The 16,498-nt window shown below is 39.6% G+C and carries 17 protein-coding genes; 5 read left to right on the top strand and 12 right to left on the bottom strand.

Going from position 1 to position 16,498, the window contains the following annotated elements; translation table 11 throughout:
- From ACGHCK_RS10150 to ACGHCK_RS10110, 9 genes are all read right to left on the bottom strand, one after another.
- Positions 1-598, bottom strand: a 598-nt coding sequence (locus tag ACGHCK_RS10150) for an IS30 family transposase (protein ID WP_394304441.1), incomplete at its 3' end; no start/stop codon positions are given.
- Positions 599-946: 348 nt separating this feature from the next.
- Complete coding sequence (gene bsh / locus ACGHCK_RS10145; protein WP_271328245.1) at positions 947-1,921, bottom strand: choloylglycine hydrolase; 975 nt, start codon at positions 1,919-1,921, stop codon at positions 947-949.
- A 507-nt stretch (positions 1,922-2,428) separates the two neighbouring features.
- The gene (gene groL, locus ACGHCK_RS10140) at positions 2,429-4,054 is read right to left on the bottom strand and encodes a chaperonin GroEL (protein ID WP_251422864.1); all 1,626 of its coding nucleotides are present in this window, start codon (positions 4,052-4,054) and stop codon (positions 2,429-2,431) included.
- A gap of 28 nt (positions 4,055-4,082) precedes the next feature.
- Positions 4,083-4,364 (bottom strand): co-chaperone GroES, encoded by a 282-nt coding sequence (gene groES, locus ACGHCK_RS10135; RefSeq protein WP_202230133.1) that lies wholly within the window; start codon positions 4,362-4,364, stop codon positions 4,083-4,085.
- Positions 4,365-4,512: 148 nt separating this feature from the next.
- Positions 4,513-4,662: a ClbS/DfsB family four-helix bundle protein gene (locus ACGHCK_RS10130; RefSeq protein WP_251422862.1), complete on the bottom strand. Its 150-nt coding sequence runs from the start codon at positions 4,660-4,662 to the stop codon at positions 4,513-4,515.
- Between the two features lie 381 nt (positions 4,663-5,043).
- On the bottom strand, positions 5,044-5,433 hold the full coding sequence (locus tag ACGHCK_RS10125) for a single-stranded DNA-binding protein (protein ID WP_202230132.1): 390 nt from the start codon (positions 5,431-5,433) through the stop codon (positions 5,044-5,046).
- 77 nt (positions 5,434-5,510) lie between these two features.
- Entirely contained in the window at positions 5,511-6,134 is a 624-nt protein-coding gene (ytpR, locus tag ACGHCK_RS10120) for a YtpR family tRNA-binding protein (protein WP_251422859.1), read from the bottom strand.
- On the bottom strand, positions 6,131-6,457 hold the full coding sequence (locus ACGHCK_RS10115; RefSeq protein ID WP_251422856.1) for a thioredoxin family protein: 327 nt from the start codon (positions 6,455-6,457) through the stop codon (positions 6,131-6,133). The genes ytpR and ACGHCK_RS10115 overlap by 4 nt, the downstream gene beginning before the upstream one ends.
- A complete protein-coding gene (locus ACGHCK_RS10110) occupies positions 6,454-6,741 on the bottom strand; it encodes a hypothetical protein (RefSeq protein WP_202230129.1) in 288 nt (95 codons plus the stop codon). Before ACGHCK_RS10110 ends, ACGHCK_RS10115 begins: the two co-directional genes overlap by 4 nt.
- Before the next feature lie 148 nt (positions 6,742-6,889).
- Between ACGHCK_RS10110 and pepA the strand changes: the two genes are divergently transcribed.
- On the top strand, positions 6,890-7,957 hold the full coding sequence (pepA, locus tag ACGHCK_RS10105) for a glutamyl aminopeptidase (RefSeq protein ID WP_251422853.1): 1,068 nt from the start codon (positions 6,890-6,892) through the stop codon (positions 7,955-7,957).
- A 123-nt stretch (positions 7,958-8,080) separates the two neighbouring features.
- Positions 8,081-8,734 carry a phosphatase PAP2 family protein gene (locus tag ACGHCK_RS10100; RefSeq protein WP_251422850.1) on the top strand — a complete coding sequence of 218 codons (654 nt, stop codon included), beginning with the start codon at positions 8,081-8,083 and terminating at the stop codon, positions 8,732-8,734.
- A 167-nt stretch (positions 8,735-8,901) separates the two neighbouring features.
- Here the strand turns inward: ACGHCK_RS10100 and ACGHCK_RS10095 are convergent, their stop codons facing one another.
- The 3 genes from ACGHCK_RS10095 to ACGHCK_RS10085 all read right to left on the bottom strand — a co-directional run bounded on the left by ACGHCK_RS10095 (position 8,902) and on the right by ACGHCK_RS10085 (position 12,319).
- Positions 8,902-9,309 carry a methylated-DNA--[protein]-cysteine S-methyltransferase gene (locus ACGHCK_RS10095; protein WP_202230126.1) on the bottom strand — a complete coding sequence of 136 codons (408 nt, stop codon included), beginning with the start codon at positions 9,307-9,309 and terminating at the stop codon, positions 8,902-8,904.
- Positions 9,299-9,808 carry a methylated-DNA--[protein]-cysteine S-methyltransferase gene (locus tag ACGHCK_RS10090; protein ID WP_202230125.1) on the bottom strand — a complete coding sequence of 170 codons (510 nt, stop codon included), beginning with the start codon at positions 9,806-9,808 and terminating at the stop codon, positions 9,299-9,301. The genes ACGHCK_RS10095 and ACGHCK_RS10090 overlap by 11 nt, the downstream gene beginning before the upstream one ends.
- 81 nt (positions 9,809-9,889) lie before the next feature.
- Positions 9,890-12,319, bottom strand: a complete 2,430-nt coding sequence (locus ACGHCK_RS10085; RefSeq protein ID WP_271328243.1) for a transglycosylase domain-containing protein — start codon at positions 12,317-12,319, stop codon at positions 9,890-9,892.
- 135 nt (positions 12,320-12,454) lie between these two features.
- On the opposite strand from ACGHCK_RS10085, the gene tyrS reads away from it, so the two are divergent.
- From tyrS to ACGHCK_RS10070, 3 genes are all read left to right on the top strand, one after another.
- Positions 12,455-13,714 (top strand): tyrosine--tRNA ligase, encoded by a 1,260-nt coding sequence (gene tyrS, locus ACGHCK_RS10080; protein ID WP_251422839.1) that lies wholly within the window; start codon positions 12,455-12,457, stop codon positions 13,712-13,714.
- A 128-nt stretch (positions 13,715-13,842) separates the two neighbouring features.
- Positions 13,843-14,310: a hypothetical protein gene (locus tag ACGHCK_RS10075; protein WP_251422836.1), complete on the top strand. Its 468-nt coding sequence runs from the start codon at positions 13,843-13,845 to the stop codon at positions 14,308-14,310.
- A gap of 79 nt (positions 14,311-14,389) precedes the next feature.
- Positions 14,390-16,480 (top strand): cation:proton antiporter, encoded by a 2,091-nt coding sequence (locus tag ACGHCK_RS10070; protein WP_271328242.1) that lies wholly within the window; start codon positions 14,390-14,392, stop codon positions 16,478-16,480.
- Positions 16,481-16,498: the final 18 nt, after the last annotated feature.

Below are 16,498 nucleotides of genomic sequence, written 5' to 3'. Positions count from 1 at the left end.
TGAGCGTAACCAAGCATGAACCACCAGTCTTTCCAGCTACAGTATCGGCTTCCCAATGTCCAATCTCCAGACGTTGATTGGCACTTTCTGGACGTTCATGAATGGTATGGGAGATAGGGATTTTCCCCCTCTTTTCTTGATGTCCTTTCGTGTGCCTAGTTTTCCCTTTATGACGCAGTGAACGAATTAACCCACGATTACCATGACTTAATTTTTCAAGCTCAAATAGGCCATTATAGATTGCCCTATAGAGGGTTGTATAACTGACCTGTACTTCCGAATCTTCATGCTTTAATCGTGCAGAGATTTGTTCAGGAGACCATTGTAAATCAACGAATAAGTGTCTCACTTTCTCCCAATATTGACGATTGGTGAAGATTGCTTTTCTTCCACAATGACTTTTTCTGCTCTGGTATTTGCTTTGGGCAACCGTTGGAGAGTAGTCCTGATTAACACTATTTCTTTTAAGCTCCCTTGAAATTGTGGAGACACTCCGATTTAAGCGTCTAGCGATTTCACGCACAGAAACCTTTTGTGATGACCACAAAAATATACTTTCTCGTTCAAATATTGTAAGATGAGTGTAGGGACTATTCATATTTCCTCCAGCTTAATAATGTTCTCGACAAACTTATTATACTGGATTTATGAATAGTCTTTTTTCTGTTGCACTTAAATTATAAATTCAAGCTACTAAAAAATCCCCACCGAAGCAGGGACACCTATAAGAACAGACTTTTATTATAACATAAAAGAGCACCGCGAAACTACGACGCTCTCAATTCTATGAATAATATGTTTGCCGCTCACTTAAGCAAAAAGACGGCCTTGGATGTTACTGTTGTAGCTTATGGCTCCAAATATATTCTGACATCTGTTTTTTTACTTTTCAAGCGCCAATCTGAATGTTTTCATTTAGAAAAAATTTACCAACATTCTACATAAACTAATTGGCATAATTAATTTGCTGCTTTTCTACTAGGGGATACTTAACTATTTGATTACTCTCCAAGTCCTCTTTAAACATATCTAAGGCTGTAATTTGGCTATTTTCATATGTTCGATAATAATAGATTCCCTTATCTGCATTGCAGCAGGATGAATATACTGTATATTCGTATTTCTCATCTCCTACGTCACACAGGCCTCTTTGTTGCTCCACTGCTCCTAATATATGGAAAAACTGGCTAATGCTTTCATCTTCTGAATTTCCTGATACTGAATTTAATTTCGCAAAAGCTGCTCTAACAAATCGAGATGTTGAAGAAAGATCTCCTGGTAAGCCTATTCCTCCCATACCTCGACTATAAACCTCTAAATCCACTTGATTTGAAAAATTATTTTTAGGTGTCATGTTAGATAATGCACGATAGTTATTCAAATTAAAGAGTTGATAATCAAAAGAAGGATTATTTGTTAAAACTCCTACAGGATTATCGTATATATGAAGCCCATCTTCCATACTTTCAATGACGATTGATTTCTCCTTATCTGCAAGCAACCAATGCAACGGTGATAGAGGAAGGTCATCACTAAAATTAATATTGACTAAATTTATAGTATTTAAAAGTTTTTTGGCTTCATCTACAGTCGTACACTGCCCTAAAATGTATGGAATAAATTCAAAAGGTGAAACATTTTCTTTTCCTTCCTCATATTCATTATAGTATGCGTAACCAGCAAAATTTAACCCAGCCATACATAGCCCTTTTTCATTCATGGCATCATAGTAAAGAGGATAATCTGCTATACCTGCAGCTATTCCAATCATTGCATAATAAGTATTTAAATTTTCTATTTTTCGAAAATCTAAGATATAATTTCTCGGAGTAATAGCTACAACTTCATTGTAAGATATCTCATAGTCAAAATTTCTTCCAAAGTAATGGTCTTTTGTCACGTATGTAATTGATGTGCACATAATTCCCTCCAAATTCTCAACTTAATGCTAGATACCGTGTTTATTACACTATACCCAAACAGTTTCAATAGACAATGTTTTGAATAAATTTCATACAATTGACCACATTTTATTAACTCTTCACAGCTTTAAACGTTCCCTATGAAAAGTTTACACAATTTCTAAAGTGTGAAGAAAATTCTAAGCAATCAACCGTATTCAACCACATTATAGTAGTCATTCTGCCTCATGTCAAGAAATTTCTTCCATACAAGAAAAGATTAAACACATGTACCTATCCTAGCAAAATCAAACACATCTCTGAAAATAATGATGGAACGTATAGGACATGCTAAGGCAGATACTCCCCTATTAATTTATAACCATGTTACTCAAAAATCAAAAGATCAGATAACAACTGCCCTAGATAATATACTTTAAATTATTGTCCACCTTTTGCTCCCTTTATGCATTTTATGAGTAAAGACACAAAAAGAACCCTTATTATTAAAGGGTTCTTTTATAATATTACATCATGCCACCCATCATTGACGGATCCATGGCTGGAGCAGCTGGACTAGCTGGCTCTGGTTTATCCGCAACAACTGCTTCTGTCGTCAAGATAAGACCTGCTACTGATGCAGCATTTTGAAGTGCTGAACGTGTTACTTTTGCGGGATCCACAATACCTGCTTCAATCATTTGCACCCACTCACCGGTAGCCGCATTGAAGCCGACACCTTTACCTGCAGATTTGAGCTTGTCAATGATGACTGAACCTTCATAACCAGCATTGGCTGCAATTTGGCGTACAGGCTCTTCAAGTGCACGGCGAACGATGGTCACACCTGTTTGTACATCCCCTTCTTCTTCCAGCGCATCAAGAGCAGAGAGGACTGTTACAAGAGCAGTACCACCACCAGCGACGATACCTTCTTCTACAGCTGCACGTGTTGCATTAAGCGCATCTTCGATTAAAAGTTTTTGTGCTTTGAGTTCAGTTTCTGTAGCAGCACCTACTTTAATCACAGCGACACCGCCAGAAAGTTTTGCTAAGCGCTCTTGAAGTTTTTCACGGTCAAATTCAGAAGTTGTTTGTTCAACTTGAGCTTTGAGCGTAGCTACACGTGTTGCAATTGCATCTGCTGAACCAGCTCCTTCAACAATTGTTGTGTGTTCTTTATCGACAGTGACTTTGCTCGCCTGTCCAAGGGCTTCTAAACCTGCATCTTTAAGTTCCAAACCAAGCTCTTCTGTAATAACAGTCCCACCTGTAAGGATAGCTAAATCTTCCAGTTGTGCTTTACGACGGTCACCAAACCCTGGTGCTTTGACAGCAACGACATTGAAAGTACCACGAATCTTGTTCAACACAAGAGTTGGTAAAGCTTCACCATCAACATCATCTGCTACGATAAGCAAAGGACGGTTTGTTTTCAAGATTTGTTCAAGTAAAGGTAAGATTTCTTGGATATTTGAAATCTTCTTGTCCGTAATCAAGATGTATGGATTATCAAGGTTAGCAACCATTTTTTCATTATCTGTTACCATGTATTGAGACAAGTAACCACGGTCAAACTGCATACCTTCTACAACTTCAAGTTCAGTTTGCATACCTTTTGACTCTTCAATAGTAATAACACCGTCATTACCAACTTTTTCCATAGCATTGGAGATGTACTCTCCAACTTTTTCTGAACGAGAGGATACAGCTGCAACTTGTGCAATAGCTTCCTTACCAGATACTGGGATAGCCAACTCTTTAAGTGCTTTCACAGCTGTTTCAGTAGCCAGCTCAATACCACGACGAATTCCCACTGGGTTAGCACCAGCAGTTACGTTTTTCAAGCCCTCACGGACGATAGCTTGTGTCAAAACTGTGGCTGTTGTTGTTCCGTCACCGGCAACATCATTTGTTTTTGAAGCAACTTCACTAACCAGTTTTGCTCCCATATTTTCAAAATGATCTTCCAGCTCAATCTCTTTTGCGATAGTTACACCATCGTTAGTGATAAGGGGACTTCCGTAAGATTTTTCAAGAACAACATTACGACCTTTAGGGCCAAGTGTTGTTTTTACTGTATCTGCTAAAATATCAATACCACGAACCATTGCTGAACGTGCATCTGATGAAAATTTAATATCTTTTGCCATTTTTTACTCTCTCCTGTCTTTATTTTCCTTAAACAATCGCAAGAATATCAGATTCCTTGATAATCAAGAAATCTTCGCCTTCAAATTTTACATTGGTACCCGCAAATTTTTCAAAGAGAACTGTATCACCAACTTGTACTGTAGGTGCAATAACCGTTCCATGATGAGTTGTTTTTCCTGGACCTACTGCTACTACTTCAGCAATCTGCGGCTTTTCTTGGGCCGCTGAAGCCAAGACAATACCACCTAAAGATTTTTCTTCTTCCTCTTTTATACGCAAAACAACGCGATCTGCTAAGGGTTTCAACATGTTATTCCTCCATTTTTGTTTTATTTTAGCACTCTTTAAGTTTGACTGCTAACTTATATCTCTTATTTTACCGCGAAGGTCAAAATTAGTCAAGAAAAAAACTCTTTTTTCTATCTTTGGAACCTTTTATTATGAAGGCGTATCTTCTTCAGAGCCCAATCATAATAGAGGCAAGAGAGAACTGAAAATACTGCCCTAAGCTTGTCGTTCCAGTCCACGAATAAAAACTCTCTGTGTAGAGCGCTTTATCAAAAAATTGTCGCAAGGGACTAAGCCTTTCTTCATGACTCACAGACATTTTTTCTTGATTGCTCTAGTAGGGAGTTATTTGCTGCTTTTCTCCAAAATATTGGTTCATTTCCAACTATAGAGGAGGGTAAAAAGTCTTGATTCTCCCTTACATAGTTTTGTAAAAGTATCTGCCACTCACAAAAATGCACAAAGACATCATATATGTTTTTGTCCCGCCCCTAATGTGCTTTCCCTACCTCGTTCATAGCCAAACTTAAAGTTGCTTTCTCGTGCTTCAAGAGAGTTATACAACCAAGTTACATATTTTACTCCAGTTTTCCTATGAAAAAAGAAGAAGTTCTTCCTTTATTTTTCGCGTTTGTATCCTTCTTCCTCATCCTTCATTGTTTCCTTTATATTAGCAGAAGAAAAATGGTTTTTTTCGCTGTCAAAAGGGAAGTTCTTCTTCTTTCAAATCTAGAGGCTCACTTTCTACATTTCCCTGTCGCATGGCGACTGTTGCACGGCTCTCCAAAAGATCAAAGTTTTTAACCAAAACTTCTGTCACATAGCGTTTCTGTTCCTGTTTATCAAGATAAGTTCGCGTTCGTATTTCTCCTTCAACCGCAAGTAAAGCTCCTTTTTTAGCATAAGATGCACAATGTTCAGCAGCTCTTTCCCAAAAAACTAGGGAAATAAAGTCCGCATCCTTCTCACCTTCTGCATTTTTGTAGCGTCTTTTAACTGCTAAATTTATCCTAAGCAAGCTCTTATCGTTTGTCGTCTTACTTAGCTCTGGGGTTGCAACAAGCCGCCCAATAAGTAGTGTTTTATTCATCGTTTTACCTCCTGTTATTAATAATACGAAAAAAGATTCCAACTTTCACTGGAATCTTTTTCTTTATTTTATTTTTTTTAAGCTTGCCACATTGTTTCTGGGTCAAAAGCTGCACCAGCTGTCACGTCTGTTTGTAGGTCAATAATTCCACGAACTTGTGGCGCATTTGGCAAATCAAGCTCACGCGCTGAACATAACATACCAAAGGAAGGTACACCACGCAGAGCACCAGGCCAAATCAAACTTCCTGAAGGCATCATAGCACCTGGTAAGGCTGCAACTGTTTTCATACCAACAAAGGCATTAGGTGCGCCACAAACGATTTGCACAGGTTCTTCTAATCCCACATCTACTTGACATACATGCAAATGATCACTGTCTGCATGATCTTCCATTGTGAGAATCTCCGCCACAACGAACTTGGGCTGTCCATCATATACAAGTTGCTCTTCAAACCCTGCTTTACTCAATCTTAGGTTAAGCTCTGCAACCTGTGCTTTAGTCAAAGCGTTTTGCCCTTGAGCCAAATCTGGCCACTCTTCTTTAACATTGAAAATATTCCAAGCTACTGTTTGCCCAGTATCTTCACGGAAGACACGCGCAACATCCGCCTTACGCTCGTAGTTTACGTCCGCTCCCTCATTGTTCGCCACAATAAGCATGAGGACATCACCCACATTTTTATTATACGTTGCAATCATTTTCTTTCTTCTACACCCTTCAAAAATTCACTCACTTCTTCTTTTGTTTTACGCAATTTATTAACCAAACGGCCTGTTTCCTTGCCATTTTCAAGTGTTACAAAACTAGGAATGCCCATGATTCCCCATTCGATAGCTAAGTCCATAAATTCATCACGATCAACTTCTACAAAGTTAAAATCTGAAAACTCTGCTTCGAGTTCTGGCATTCTTGGTTTGATGAACGTGCAGTCGGGACACCAGCCTGCAGTAAAGAACAGCACGTGTTTGCCATCTGATTTAACAATTTCAGCAAGCTCTTCGTAATTTTTTGGAATAATCATAAATACTCCTCTCCTAACTCTGTAATTTTCAAGGTTTCTCCATCAATTTCAAAATTGATATTTTGGTTTTTCCCAACAACCACACCACCTTTATAAATAGCTCCTCGATCAGCTTCTTCAAAGAGCCAGACCACTTGAATATCTTGATCGGCAAAAGATTCGCGTACAGCGTCAATAAGCTCCTCGCGCAAATTACCCTCAATATGTTTGTAGCCTCGGTAAAGTATCTGCGCGCCAGCTATAGCGGCAAGCAAACCCAAGCCAACTTTAAAATATTTTTTCATATAAAAATTTTAACATAAAATCTTTCATATTAATACTTATAATTACTCCTCCTTCCTCTTGTACCAGTTGCCCCCTCCTGACAATATGTTGTCATATGTTACCTTTAAATGCTACAATAAGGGGTATAAAAAACCAAAGGAGCCTCACATGACTTTATTTAGCAAGATTAAAGAAATAACTGAAATCCAAGCAACCAGCGGCTATGAAGCCCCTATGCGTGACTATATGCGCGCACGCATGATTGAGCTAGGATATAGCCCTGAAACTGATGGCCTTGGAGGCATCTTTGTCACAAAAGAAAGTCAAATAAAAAATGCTCCACGCGTGATGATTGCTGCGCATATGGATGAAGTTGGTTTCATGGTTTCCTCCATCAAATCTGACGGAACTTTTCGCGTTGTCGCTCTTGGTGGATGGAACCCCTTAGTTATTAGTGCCCAACGTTTCACTCTATTTACACGTGATGGTCAAAAAATCCCTGTCGTTACCGGCGGCTTACCTCCACATCTTTTACGCGGTGCTTCCGGAGCACTCACTTTGCCACAAGTTGAAGACATTATCTTTGATGGTGGTTTCATGAACAGAGAGGAAGTTTTAGAATTTGGGATACGTCAAGGGGATGTTATCGTCCCAGAAGCTGAAACTATCTTAACTGCCAATGGCAAAAATGTTATCGGCAAAGCTTGGGATAACCGTTATGGTTGTCTTATGGTTCTAGAACTTTTGGACTACCTTAAAGATAAGGAATTGCCTGTTACATTAATTATTGGCGCAAATGTCCAAGAAGAAGTTGGTCTGCGCGGCGCTCATGTTTCAACACGAAAATTCAGACCTGAGCTCTTCTTCGCTGTCGACTGTTCACCGGCAACGGATACATTTGCTAATGACAACGGTCGTCTAGGTGCAGGCTCACTGCTCCGTTACTATGACCCCGGACACATCATGCTTCCTGGTATGAAAGATTTCTTGCTCAATACAGCAGAAATCAACGGCATTAAGACACAAGCCTACATCTCCAAAGGCGGCACCGACGCTGGTGCGGCCCACTTGCAAAATGAAGGCATACCTTCAACAACAATCGGCGTATGTGCACGTTACATCCACAGCCATCAAAGTATCTTCAACATTGATGACTTCATGGAAGCTCAAAACTTTATTCGTGCCATTGTGACATCACTTGATAAAGAAAAGATTTCAAAGATTAAAAATTATTAGTTTACAAAGAGGCAGCCGCCTCTTTTTAGCGGTAATTCGCTAAAATCCCTCTAGCATTCATCTTTGTTTTAGATAAAAAGTAAAAAATAAAAGTCATTTTTCAAATAAGATATGAAGGAAACTATGAATAAAAAAATCTACTATAGCTTAGGTGCTGTGGCACTAGCTTTATTTATAATACTCACTGTTATTGTGAAGCTCCATTACACCCATTCTCCAATGCCATATATTGATCCCTACTTGCAGACAGCTGCATGGCACTTGCAAGACAACACTTTTCTTATACAAGTTTCATCTATTGTTGCAGTCCTTCTAGGGGATGCTCTGGGAGCTATAGTTGCGCTAATCATTATTGCGGTTCTTTTTATTAAAGATAAAGTGTCAGCGATTTGGCTGGCCCTTGTTTCGGGAATAGCTGTGGGAGGCAATGCGCTCATCAAGCTCATCATTGGTCGTGAGCGTCCAGAACTGCACCGTTTTCCTGCCTTTTTCGATCAAACTGGGAAAAGTTTTGCGAGTGGGCATACGACTTTTGCAGTCGTCCTGTTTGGTTGTCTCTTTTTCATCCTCTTACAATATCTTACTTCTATATGGAGCAAGTATTTAGCTGGTCTCGTGACTTTATTCCTAATCTTTTTAACAATGTTTTCTCGTGTGCTGCTTTGGGTGCATTATCCCTCTGATACCTTAGGAGGATTGCTTTGGGGCGTTTCCATTATCTGCTTTACTTATCCTACTTATCTTCACTATAAAAAACGTGCTCTTCAAGCAAGTTGAAAAACACCATATAATTTCTCCTTCATATAATCTGAGGCAAAAAATCCAAAATAATCAAAAATCGCTCAGTTTCGGCAAAGAAAATGCCGTAGTTGAGCGATTTTACTTTTAGGACTTAGCTTGAACTCCGTCGAATTTCGACTTTTCTCCCAGCCTCTTTTTTTCCTTTATTTCCTGTTTAAATTTTTTTCATACTCTAGAATTTTCTGTTTTATGTGTACAGCATCCTCCTGCCCCATGAAACCTCCCAAGCTTCCGTCTTTACGAGTGACTCTGTGGCAGGGTAAAATTACAGGTAGGGGATTTCGTGCTAAAGCTTGTCCTACAGCTTGTTGAGCTTGAGGACTGCCGACACGGGCTGCCATTTCTTGATAACTAATCGTAGTTCCCGCAGGAATTTTTTGTAGTTCTAACCAAACAGCTTGCTGAAAGGCAGTACCTCCACTTAATTCAAAGTTCTGGTTATTAGTAAGTTCCTCATAGGTCACTTCTTCATGTTGGTTATCAAAAAAAACTTGGATAATTTGTCCTCTCTGATTACGTTTCACCGAAAGCTTAATTTCTTCATTCACCACATGCAACCTCCTCCTCGAAATGCAAAAGCCATTGTTTTCTCCATATTCCCGCTGCGTAACCTGACAGTTGCCCTGAACTACTTTTTAGTCGATGGCACGGTATCACAATAGCAAAATGATTGGAAGCATTTGCTGCTCCAACTGCAATGCTTGCATTGGGATTGTCTATTTTTTGAGCAATTTCCTTATAGGTTTTCGTCTGTCCAAATGGAATCTGCTCAAGTTCACGCCAAATCTTTTTTTGAAATGCCGTACCTTGAAAAACCAAGGGTAAGTCAAATTCTTTCCGTATTCCTGAAAAATACTCCTGCACTTCTTCTTCAACAAGACGGGAGACAAAGGTCGGGCGTTCTTCCAAGTCTGCTCCTAGACCGTCTATTTTCTTTTTCAAGTTCTTCCGCTCAACAAATTCGAGAAGATAGAGGCTTTCATAATCACTAATACTCAGCATTTCCCCTATGGGTGTCTGAAAATGATTTTTATAGAGAACTTTCTTCATGTGCTTATTATAGCACATGAAAAGCGATAGTTTTCGATAGTGAGTCCCTCTTTTGAAATAAAAAGGAGCCAAAGCTCTTTTTTACTTACTGCCTCCCAAAATCTTACTCCAGGCATCATTATAGTTGGCCTCTGTACCACCGATACCAAACTTAAACTGTGTCACAGGTGCACCATTTTTCGCCCAATAGCTCGTGGTTGTTGGGCCTGAAACCTTGACGTTCTTAAGCTTTCCTCCAGTCACCGTGCCTGGTTTTTGTCCCGTAGACTTGAGGACTGTACTCTTAATCACATCTGGATCCTTACTTGGGTCTGGGAATTTTTCTCCCGGCCCAAAGATATTCGGGTCAGCTGCTGCAATAGCATTAACTAAGTTAGCCATATATGTTCCATTGTTTACAGCTGCTGTCTTGCTCCCCATAGAAGTATTGTCGTCGTGACCAATCCAGCCTCCAAGAGAAACTGTTGGTGTAGAAAGCATGAGCCAGCCATCCACATAGTCGTTAGAAGTTCCCGTCTTACCAGCCCAATCTACATTGTTTGCAAGTGATGGATTAATGGCTTGCAAGTCTTGCAAAAAGTTGGTCGTACGTCTACTTGGCTCATAAGTCAAAACATTGCGCAAGAGGTTTGTAGTAATTGTAGAGGTTGCCTGTGAATAAACCCTTGTCGCTTTGCTCTCATGCTCATAAATGTCTTTCCCAGCATCATCCTTAATGCTTTGTACAACAAAGTAAGGTTCATAAACCCCTCCATTAGCCAGAGTTTGATAGCCATTGGTATGCTGTACCACGGTTGGTTCAATCCCTCCTCCAAGAGGAAGAGACTCTATGTTGTAATTAGGGACAGAATAGCCCATCTTACTCATATAAGGTTCAACACTGTTGCCTGAGTTCAGAATTGCTTGATATGTCCAGTGTGTAGGAATATTCCAAGAAACACCTAGTGCTTCGTTTAAGCTAACCATACCCGTCCCTGTTTCACCAACGTGTAAGATAGGTGTCCCATCGGAAAAGTTTGCGGGATAGTTACTGAGCATGCTAGCTGAACCAAGCAAGCCTAAATCAATAGCCGGTGCGTAAGCCAGAATGGGCTTAATAGAAGAGCCTGGACTACGCGTCGTATCAAAGGCATGGTTATTTTGATTCGTTGCATAGTCCAAACCGCCAATAAAACCAAGTACTGCTCCTGTCTTATTGTCCATCAAAACATTACCCGGCTGAACTTCACCTGTGCCGTCTTGTAAAATTCCGCCGTATTGAGCAACTGCATTTTGCATGGCTTCATAGACTGCTTGATTAATTGTTGTTGTAATCGTGTAACCACCTGTTTGTAAGGCTTGTGCTGCCATTTCACGATATTTTTGTTTCGTGCTGTCGTTGCCCTGTTCAGTAGCAGAAACCTCATCCTTCTTGATAAGATAGTCATATACATGTTTCAAAGCTTCATTATAAACTACATTGTAAAGGTAGCCATGTGCCACAGAATCTTGTGGTTTTGAAGGTAAAAATTCTTTAGATATATCAACTGCACGGTATTTTTCATAGTCTTCTTTGTTCAAATAACCTGCACGATACATATTGAAAAGGACATTTTGTTGCCGTGCCAAGCCATAAGAAAGTAATTCTTCTGACTTGAGTGAACCATCTGCATTATAGGGCGAATACACGATCGGACTCTGAGGCAGGCCTGCAATAAAAGCTGCTTCTGGCACAGTTAAATCCTTAGCTGATTTTCCAAAAATTCCTTGCGCTGCTGCTTGGACTCCAGCAATATTTTTCCCTTGATTATTTCGTCCAAAAGGTGAAACATTGAGATAATCTGTTAAAATTTCATCCTTACTCAAATATTGATTAAGCTGCAAGGCATATACAATCTCACTGGCTTTACGCTGGAAAGTGACACTGTCTCCAAGAGACTGCTGCTTGACCAACTGCTGGGTAATGGTAGAACCACCGGAACTCGTTCCTCCACCTAATGCTCCTAGTATCCCACGGACTACAGCTTTAGGGACAACACCATTATTGGTTTTAAAAGTTTCATCCTCTGTAGCAATCAAGGCATCTTTTACATTTTGTGAGATTTGATCACTGGACACATTTACCCTTACCAAATCACTAGAAATGTCTGAAATATTTGTACCATTGCTGTATTTCATTACAGACACGCCATGAATATTTCTAATTTGCTCAAGAAGTTCGTCCTTTTCTGGAACATCAGTATTTTCAACTAGTCGTGCAAAATAACCTGCTCCTGCAGCTACGCCAAATACGCCCGTTAAAAGAAGAAGAACACCCAAAACAGCAACCACACCACGTCCTACCGAAAAGACCGTTTGCCAGGTTGTTTTATTGCCTTCGTCTGTATTATTGACCTTATCTTTTTTAGTTTTATGAGGCTTTTTAAGCGAACTCTTATGGTCCGCTTGTGCCTCTTTTGCTCGCTTTGCCTCCAGTTTGGCCTGCAAACGTGCACGTGTACGCTCTTTGGATTGCTCTTGATTTTTTTTCATACTACATATTATATCAAACTTCCTTTCTTTTTTCGTGCCTATTTTTGCATTTTTTTGATATAATGAGAACGTTAATCTAATTTACTGAGAGAAACTATAACAAAACTGTCAGTATTAACTAGTTTAGGAGGTAACATGAATATTTTTGACGAACTAAAAGAACGTGGTCTAATCTTTCAAACCACTGATGAAGAAGCTCTTCGCGAAGCTTTGACTGAGGGCATGGTCAGTTATTATGTTGGTTACGATCCTACTGCTGACAGTTTACATCTCGGAAACCTAGTGCTTCTCTTAACTATGAAACGTCTGCAGATGGCTGGACATAAGCCGTATCCTTTAGTGGGAGGCGCAACTGGTTTAGTCGGTGACCCTTCTTTCAAAGATGCTGAACGTGGTCTACAAACAAAAGAAACAGTTGTCGAATGGGCGAACAAAATTCGAGCTCAGCTGGAACGCTTTCTCGATTTTGAAAATGGTGAAAACAAGGCCCAAATGGAAAACAATTATAACTGGTTTAAAGATTTGACCTTCATTGATTTTCTTCGTGATGTCGGTAAATACTATACAATTAACTACATGATGAGCAAGGACTCCGTCAAGAGTCGTATTGAAACGGGTATTTCTTATACTGAGTTTGCTTATCAAATTATGCAAGGTTATGATTTCTATGAGCTCAACCAACGTCATGGTATTACCCTGCAGCTTGGTGGTTCTGACCAATGGGGAAATATGACTGCTGGAACAGAGCTACTTCGCCGCAAAGCTGGGAAAACCGGGCACGTTATCACTATCCCACTAATTACAGACTCAACAGGGAAAAAATTTGGTAAATCTGAGGGTAACGCTATTTGGTTAGATGCTGATAAAACCTCTCCTTTTGAGATGTATCAGTTCTGGCTTAACGTCAATGATGATGATGCTGTTAAAATGCTGAAAATATTTACCTTTTTGTCACTTGAGGAAATCGCTGAAATTGCTGAGAAATTTGAAGAAGCACGTCATGAACGCCTAGCTCAAAAAGTTTTGGCCCGAGAAGTCGTGACACTTGTTCATGGGCAAGCTGCCTACGAGCAAGCTGTGAAAATCACTGACACATTATTTGGCGGGGGGGATTTGAAAGCACTCGATGCCAAATCCATTCTTTCTGGTTTAAAAGACGTTCCAACATATCAGGTAAAATCGGACGATAATCTTAATATCGTTGAACTTTTGATTTCAGCAGGAATCGAAAACTCTAAGCGCCAAGCGCGTGAAGATGTGACAAATGGTGCGATTTACATCAATGGTGAACGTATTCAAGACTTGGATTACATGCTCTCAGACGCTGATAAAATTGATAAGCAATTAACAGTTATCCGCCGTGGTAAGAAGAAAAACTTTATCCTAACTTATTAATTTGTAGAGAAATCAAAGACAGTAGAATGCTCATTCTACTGTTTTTTCGTAAATAAGAAAGACTATTTTATTTTTTCGCCGTAATCATGGTATAATAGCTCTAAGAACAAGATTATAAGGATAGAATTATGTCTGATAAAGATTTTGAGCAAATGCTGAAAGACTTGCGTCAACAATATTTAGAAAAACAAAGCGATACAGAAAGAGCAACTGTTTCTGATAAAGGCGAGATTTTTACTCCTGTTTCACAGGAAGAAAAAAGAAATAAGGTTCTTGAAGCACTTCATCTTCTTGAAGAGAAAAAGCTTTTCTTGTCTAATAAACTTGATGATTTACACCAGCAAGCAGCAAGCTATGAACAAATTTCAAAACTTAAGCATCAAATTGAAGCGCTTAAGCACAAACAAGCTCTACTAAAACAGAAGCTGGAATACATTGACAGCGGCGAATCTGACTTTGTAAAAAAAGAAAAACTGAAACGTCAGTTGACAGAACTTGAGTTGAAACGCTGTCGCGCCATTTTAAGTAAAAAAAGTTGCGACAAGATCGATCAGAAAATCAGTCAAAAAAAAGAACTTTTAAAAAAAATAAAGTGACCTTGTTCAGCTTATAATCTTATAAACTGTACTTTTTGTGTGGTTTTTTCTCTAAAATAGACAAAAGAAAGGAAAATTTGTGCTCCATACTATTTTTTATGTCATCGTTTTTCTTCTTGCTCTAGTTATTTCAAATATCATCAATAAAGTTTTCCCAAAACTGGCTCTCCCACTGATTCAAGTCGTGATTGGGCTGTGTTTGGGCTTTTTGGGTGCTTCAAAACTTTTGCAAGTTGACCCAGTGTTTTTCTTAGGCTTTATCATCGCGCCCCTGCTTTTTCGTGAAAGTGAGGAAGCAGATATCAAACATATCTTTAAGCATACGCGCACGATACTCATACTTATTTTTCCATTAGTTTTTATTACAACAATCGGTTTGGGTTATTTGACACACTTCTTTTATTTTTCAGTTCCCTTGGCTGCTTGTTTCGCTTTAGGGGCTTCTTTGGCACCGACAGATGCTATTGCGGTTGCTGCCTTATCTGAACGCTTTAACTTTCCAAAGCGTGTAATGAGCATCCTCACAGGAGAAGGATTGTTGAATGACGCTTCTGGTATCATTTCCTTTCAAATTGCTGTACTCGCCCTGACAACTGGCGAATTTTCGCTTGCCCATGCTTCTACTGACTTGGTTGTCTCTGCTATTGGTGGAGCTGCTGTTGGTTTCCTTCTTGTTTGGATAAAATCTTTTATTTTACGAATCCTTGAAGACGTAGATGCACGAGATGTTACAGGCTACCTTATCTTAGAACTTATGCTTCCTTTATCCGCGTTTTTAATTGCTGACTTGCTTGAAGTTTCAGGAATTATCGCTGTTGTTGTAGCCGGTGTTATGCAGGCCAATGGGCTAAAACGCACTACCCTTTTCGATGCTCAGGTAACAAAAGTAAAAAATACCATATGGGACTTGCTGACTTTTGTATTGAATTCAACAGTCTTTCTTTTCCTTGGTATAGAGCTGCATCAGCTGGTCTTTCCACTTATTGCAGATCCTCTCTACTCTACTTCTTCTCTCTTGTTAATGGTTCTTTTTTTAACAATAGGGCTCTTTATCCTCCGTTTTTCTCTACTGGCTATCTACTATCGCTATGTTTCTCTTCGACGCAATCAAGATTTTTCAGCCTACTGGAACGATATACTGCTGCTTACTTTTTCAGGTTCGAAAGGTACTGTAAGTATTGCTACTGTACTCCTGTTACCACGTACAGTTGATGTCCCTCATAGCTTAATCATCTTCCTCTGTGCTGCTGTCACAGCGCTCAGTTTTTTAACCGGACTCTTTGTCCTCCCCTTAATTGCAGCCAAGAAAGTCGTCAAAGTGGATAACATGGTTAAGATTTCAATCTTAGCGGATGTTGTGCGAGAGCTTGAAAATGACTTGAAACAGGTTCACAAAGAAAAGGCCCGGCTGGGCTATAATATCGCAATCGATAGCTATCAGGATCGCATCCAAAAACTCATTATAGAGCAAGAGAGTTCAAATACTTCTGTTGACTTTAACGAATTGCAACTTCTTATCGTTCGTCTTGAAGCCGAAGGGTTAGAGAATGCTTTGAGGCAAAATGAAATTTCCATGTATACTTATCGTACTTATCAGCGTTATCTCCACTCTATGGAGCAGTCTGTTGCCCATAATTTGGTTTCAAGTTTACAGTATGCTTCCGCTATTTCGATACGTGTCATTCATTTCCTCCTGTCAAGAATCATTCATCTGGACTTCAGTTTCCGAAAAACACGTCCAGATAATGCAATCACGCATCGGGAGATTACCGCACTATACTTCTCTAACACAAAGTTAGTCTTGCAAGCACTGGACAACTTGGAATCTGTTTATGATGAGCGCCTGATTCACTATCTTCAAGCAGAGCGCCTACGTTCTGCAGAGTTTGTCTCACGCGGAGGCTATATCACAGGGATTCTCCACCGCGCTCAACCCAATAATCTTAAGGAAATGATGCGTGCTTACTATTTAGAACGCAAGGCTATTTTTGAGTATGAATCGCGTGGTGAACTCACTATTGGCGAGGCAAAGGTTCTACGCCAGAATGTCAATACTTTAGAGGACTATTCTCTCGCGAGCAACCATCATACATTGCTTTATGATTTTATTGAAAAAAGACGTAAAAAAATTCAAAAGAAGGCGAATGATACGCTCTCTGTCCATGAATAAAAACAGCTTGGCAAGAAG

The sequence above is a fragment of the Lactococcus muris genome (assembly GCF_042849115.1).
Taxonomy (GTDB): domain Bacteria; phylum Bacillota; class Bacilli; order Lactobacillales; family Streptococcaceae; genus Lactococcus; species Lactococcus muris.
The sequence above is the reverse complement of the archived record's forward strand: the minus strand, read 5'-3'. Positions and strand labels throughout refer to the sequence as shown.

Excerpts from the sequence above, each read along its gene's own strand:
- ytpR (WP_251422859.1), bottom strand. The coding sequence starts at position 6,134 with ATGATTGCAACGTATAATAAAAATGTGGGTGATGTCCTCATGCTTATT.
- groES (WP_202230133.1), bottom strand. The coding sequence starts at position 4,364 with ATGTTGAAACCCTTAGCAGATCGCGTTGTTTTGCGTATAAAAGAGGAA.
- ACGHCK_RS10115 (WP_251422856.1), bottom strand. The coding sequence starts at position 6,457 with ATGATTATTCCAAAAAATTACGAAGAGCTTGCTGAAATTGTTAAATCA.
- ACGHCK_RS10130 (WP_251422862.1), bottom strand. The coding sequence starts at position 4,662 with ATGTCTGTGAGTCATGAAGAAAGGCTTAGTCCCTTGCGACAATTTTTT.
- tyrS (WP_251422839.1), top strand. The coding sequence starts at position 12,455 with ATGAATATTTTTGACGAACTAAAAGAACGTGGTCTAATCTTTCAAACC.
- ACGHCK_RS10085 (WP_271328243.1), bottom strand. The coding sequence starts at position 12,319 with ATGAAAAAAAATCAAGAGCAATCCAAAGAGCGTACACGTGCACGTTTG.
- ACGHCK_RS10100 (WP_251422850.1), top strand. The coding sequence starts at position 8,081 with ATGAATAAAAAAATCTACTATAGCTTAGGTGCTGTGGCACTAGCTTTA.
- groL (WP_251422864.1), bottom strand. The coding sequence starts at position 4,054 with ATGGCAAAAGATATTAAATTTTCATCAGATGCACGTTCAGCAATGGTT.
- ACGHCK_RS10090 (WP_202230125.1), bottom strand. The coding sequence starts at position 9,808 with ATGAAGAAAGTTCTCTATAAAAATCATTTTCAGACACCCATAGGGGAA.
- ACGHCK_RS10125 (WP_202230132.1), bottom strand. The coding sequence starts at position 5,433 with ATGAATAAAACACTACTTATTGGGCGGCTTGTTGCAACCCCAGAGCTA.
- ACGHCK_RS10110 (WP_202230129.1), bottom strand. The coding sequence starts at position 6,741 with ATGAAAAAATATTTTAAAGTTGGCTTGGGTTTGCTTGCCGCTATAGCT.
- pepA (WP_251422853.1), top strand. The coding sequence starts at position 6,890 with ATGACTTTATTTAGCAAGATTAAAGAAATAACTGAAATCCAAGCAACC.
- bsh (WP_271328245.1), bottom strand. The coding sequence starts at position 1,921 with ATGTGCACATCAATTACATACGTGACAAAAGACCATTACTTTGGAAGA.
- ACGHCK_RS10075 (WP_251422836.1), top strand. The coding sequence starts at position 13,843 with ATGTCTGATAAAGATTTTGAGCAAATGCTGAAAGACTTGCGTCAACAA.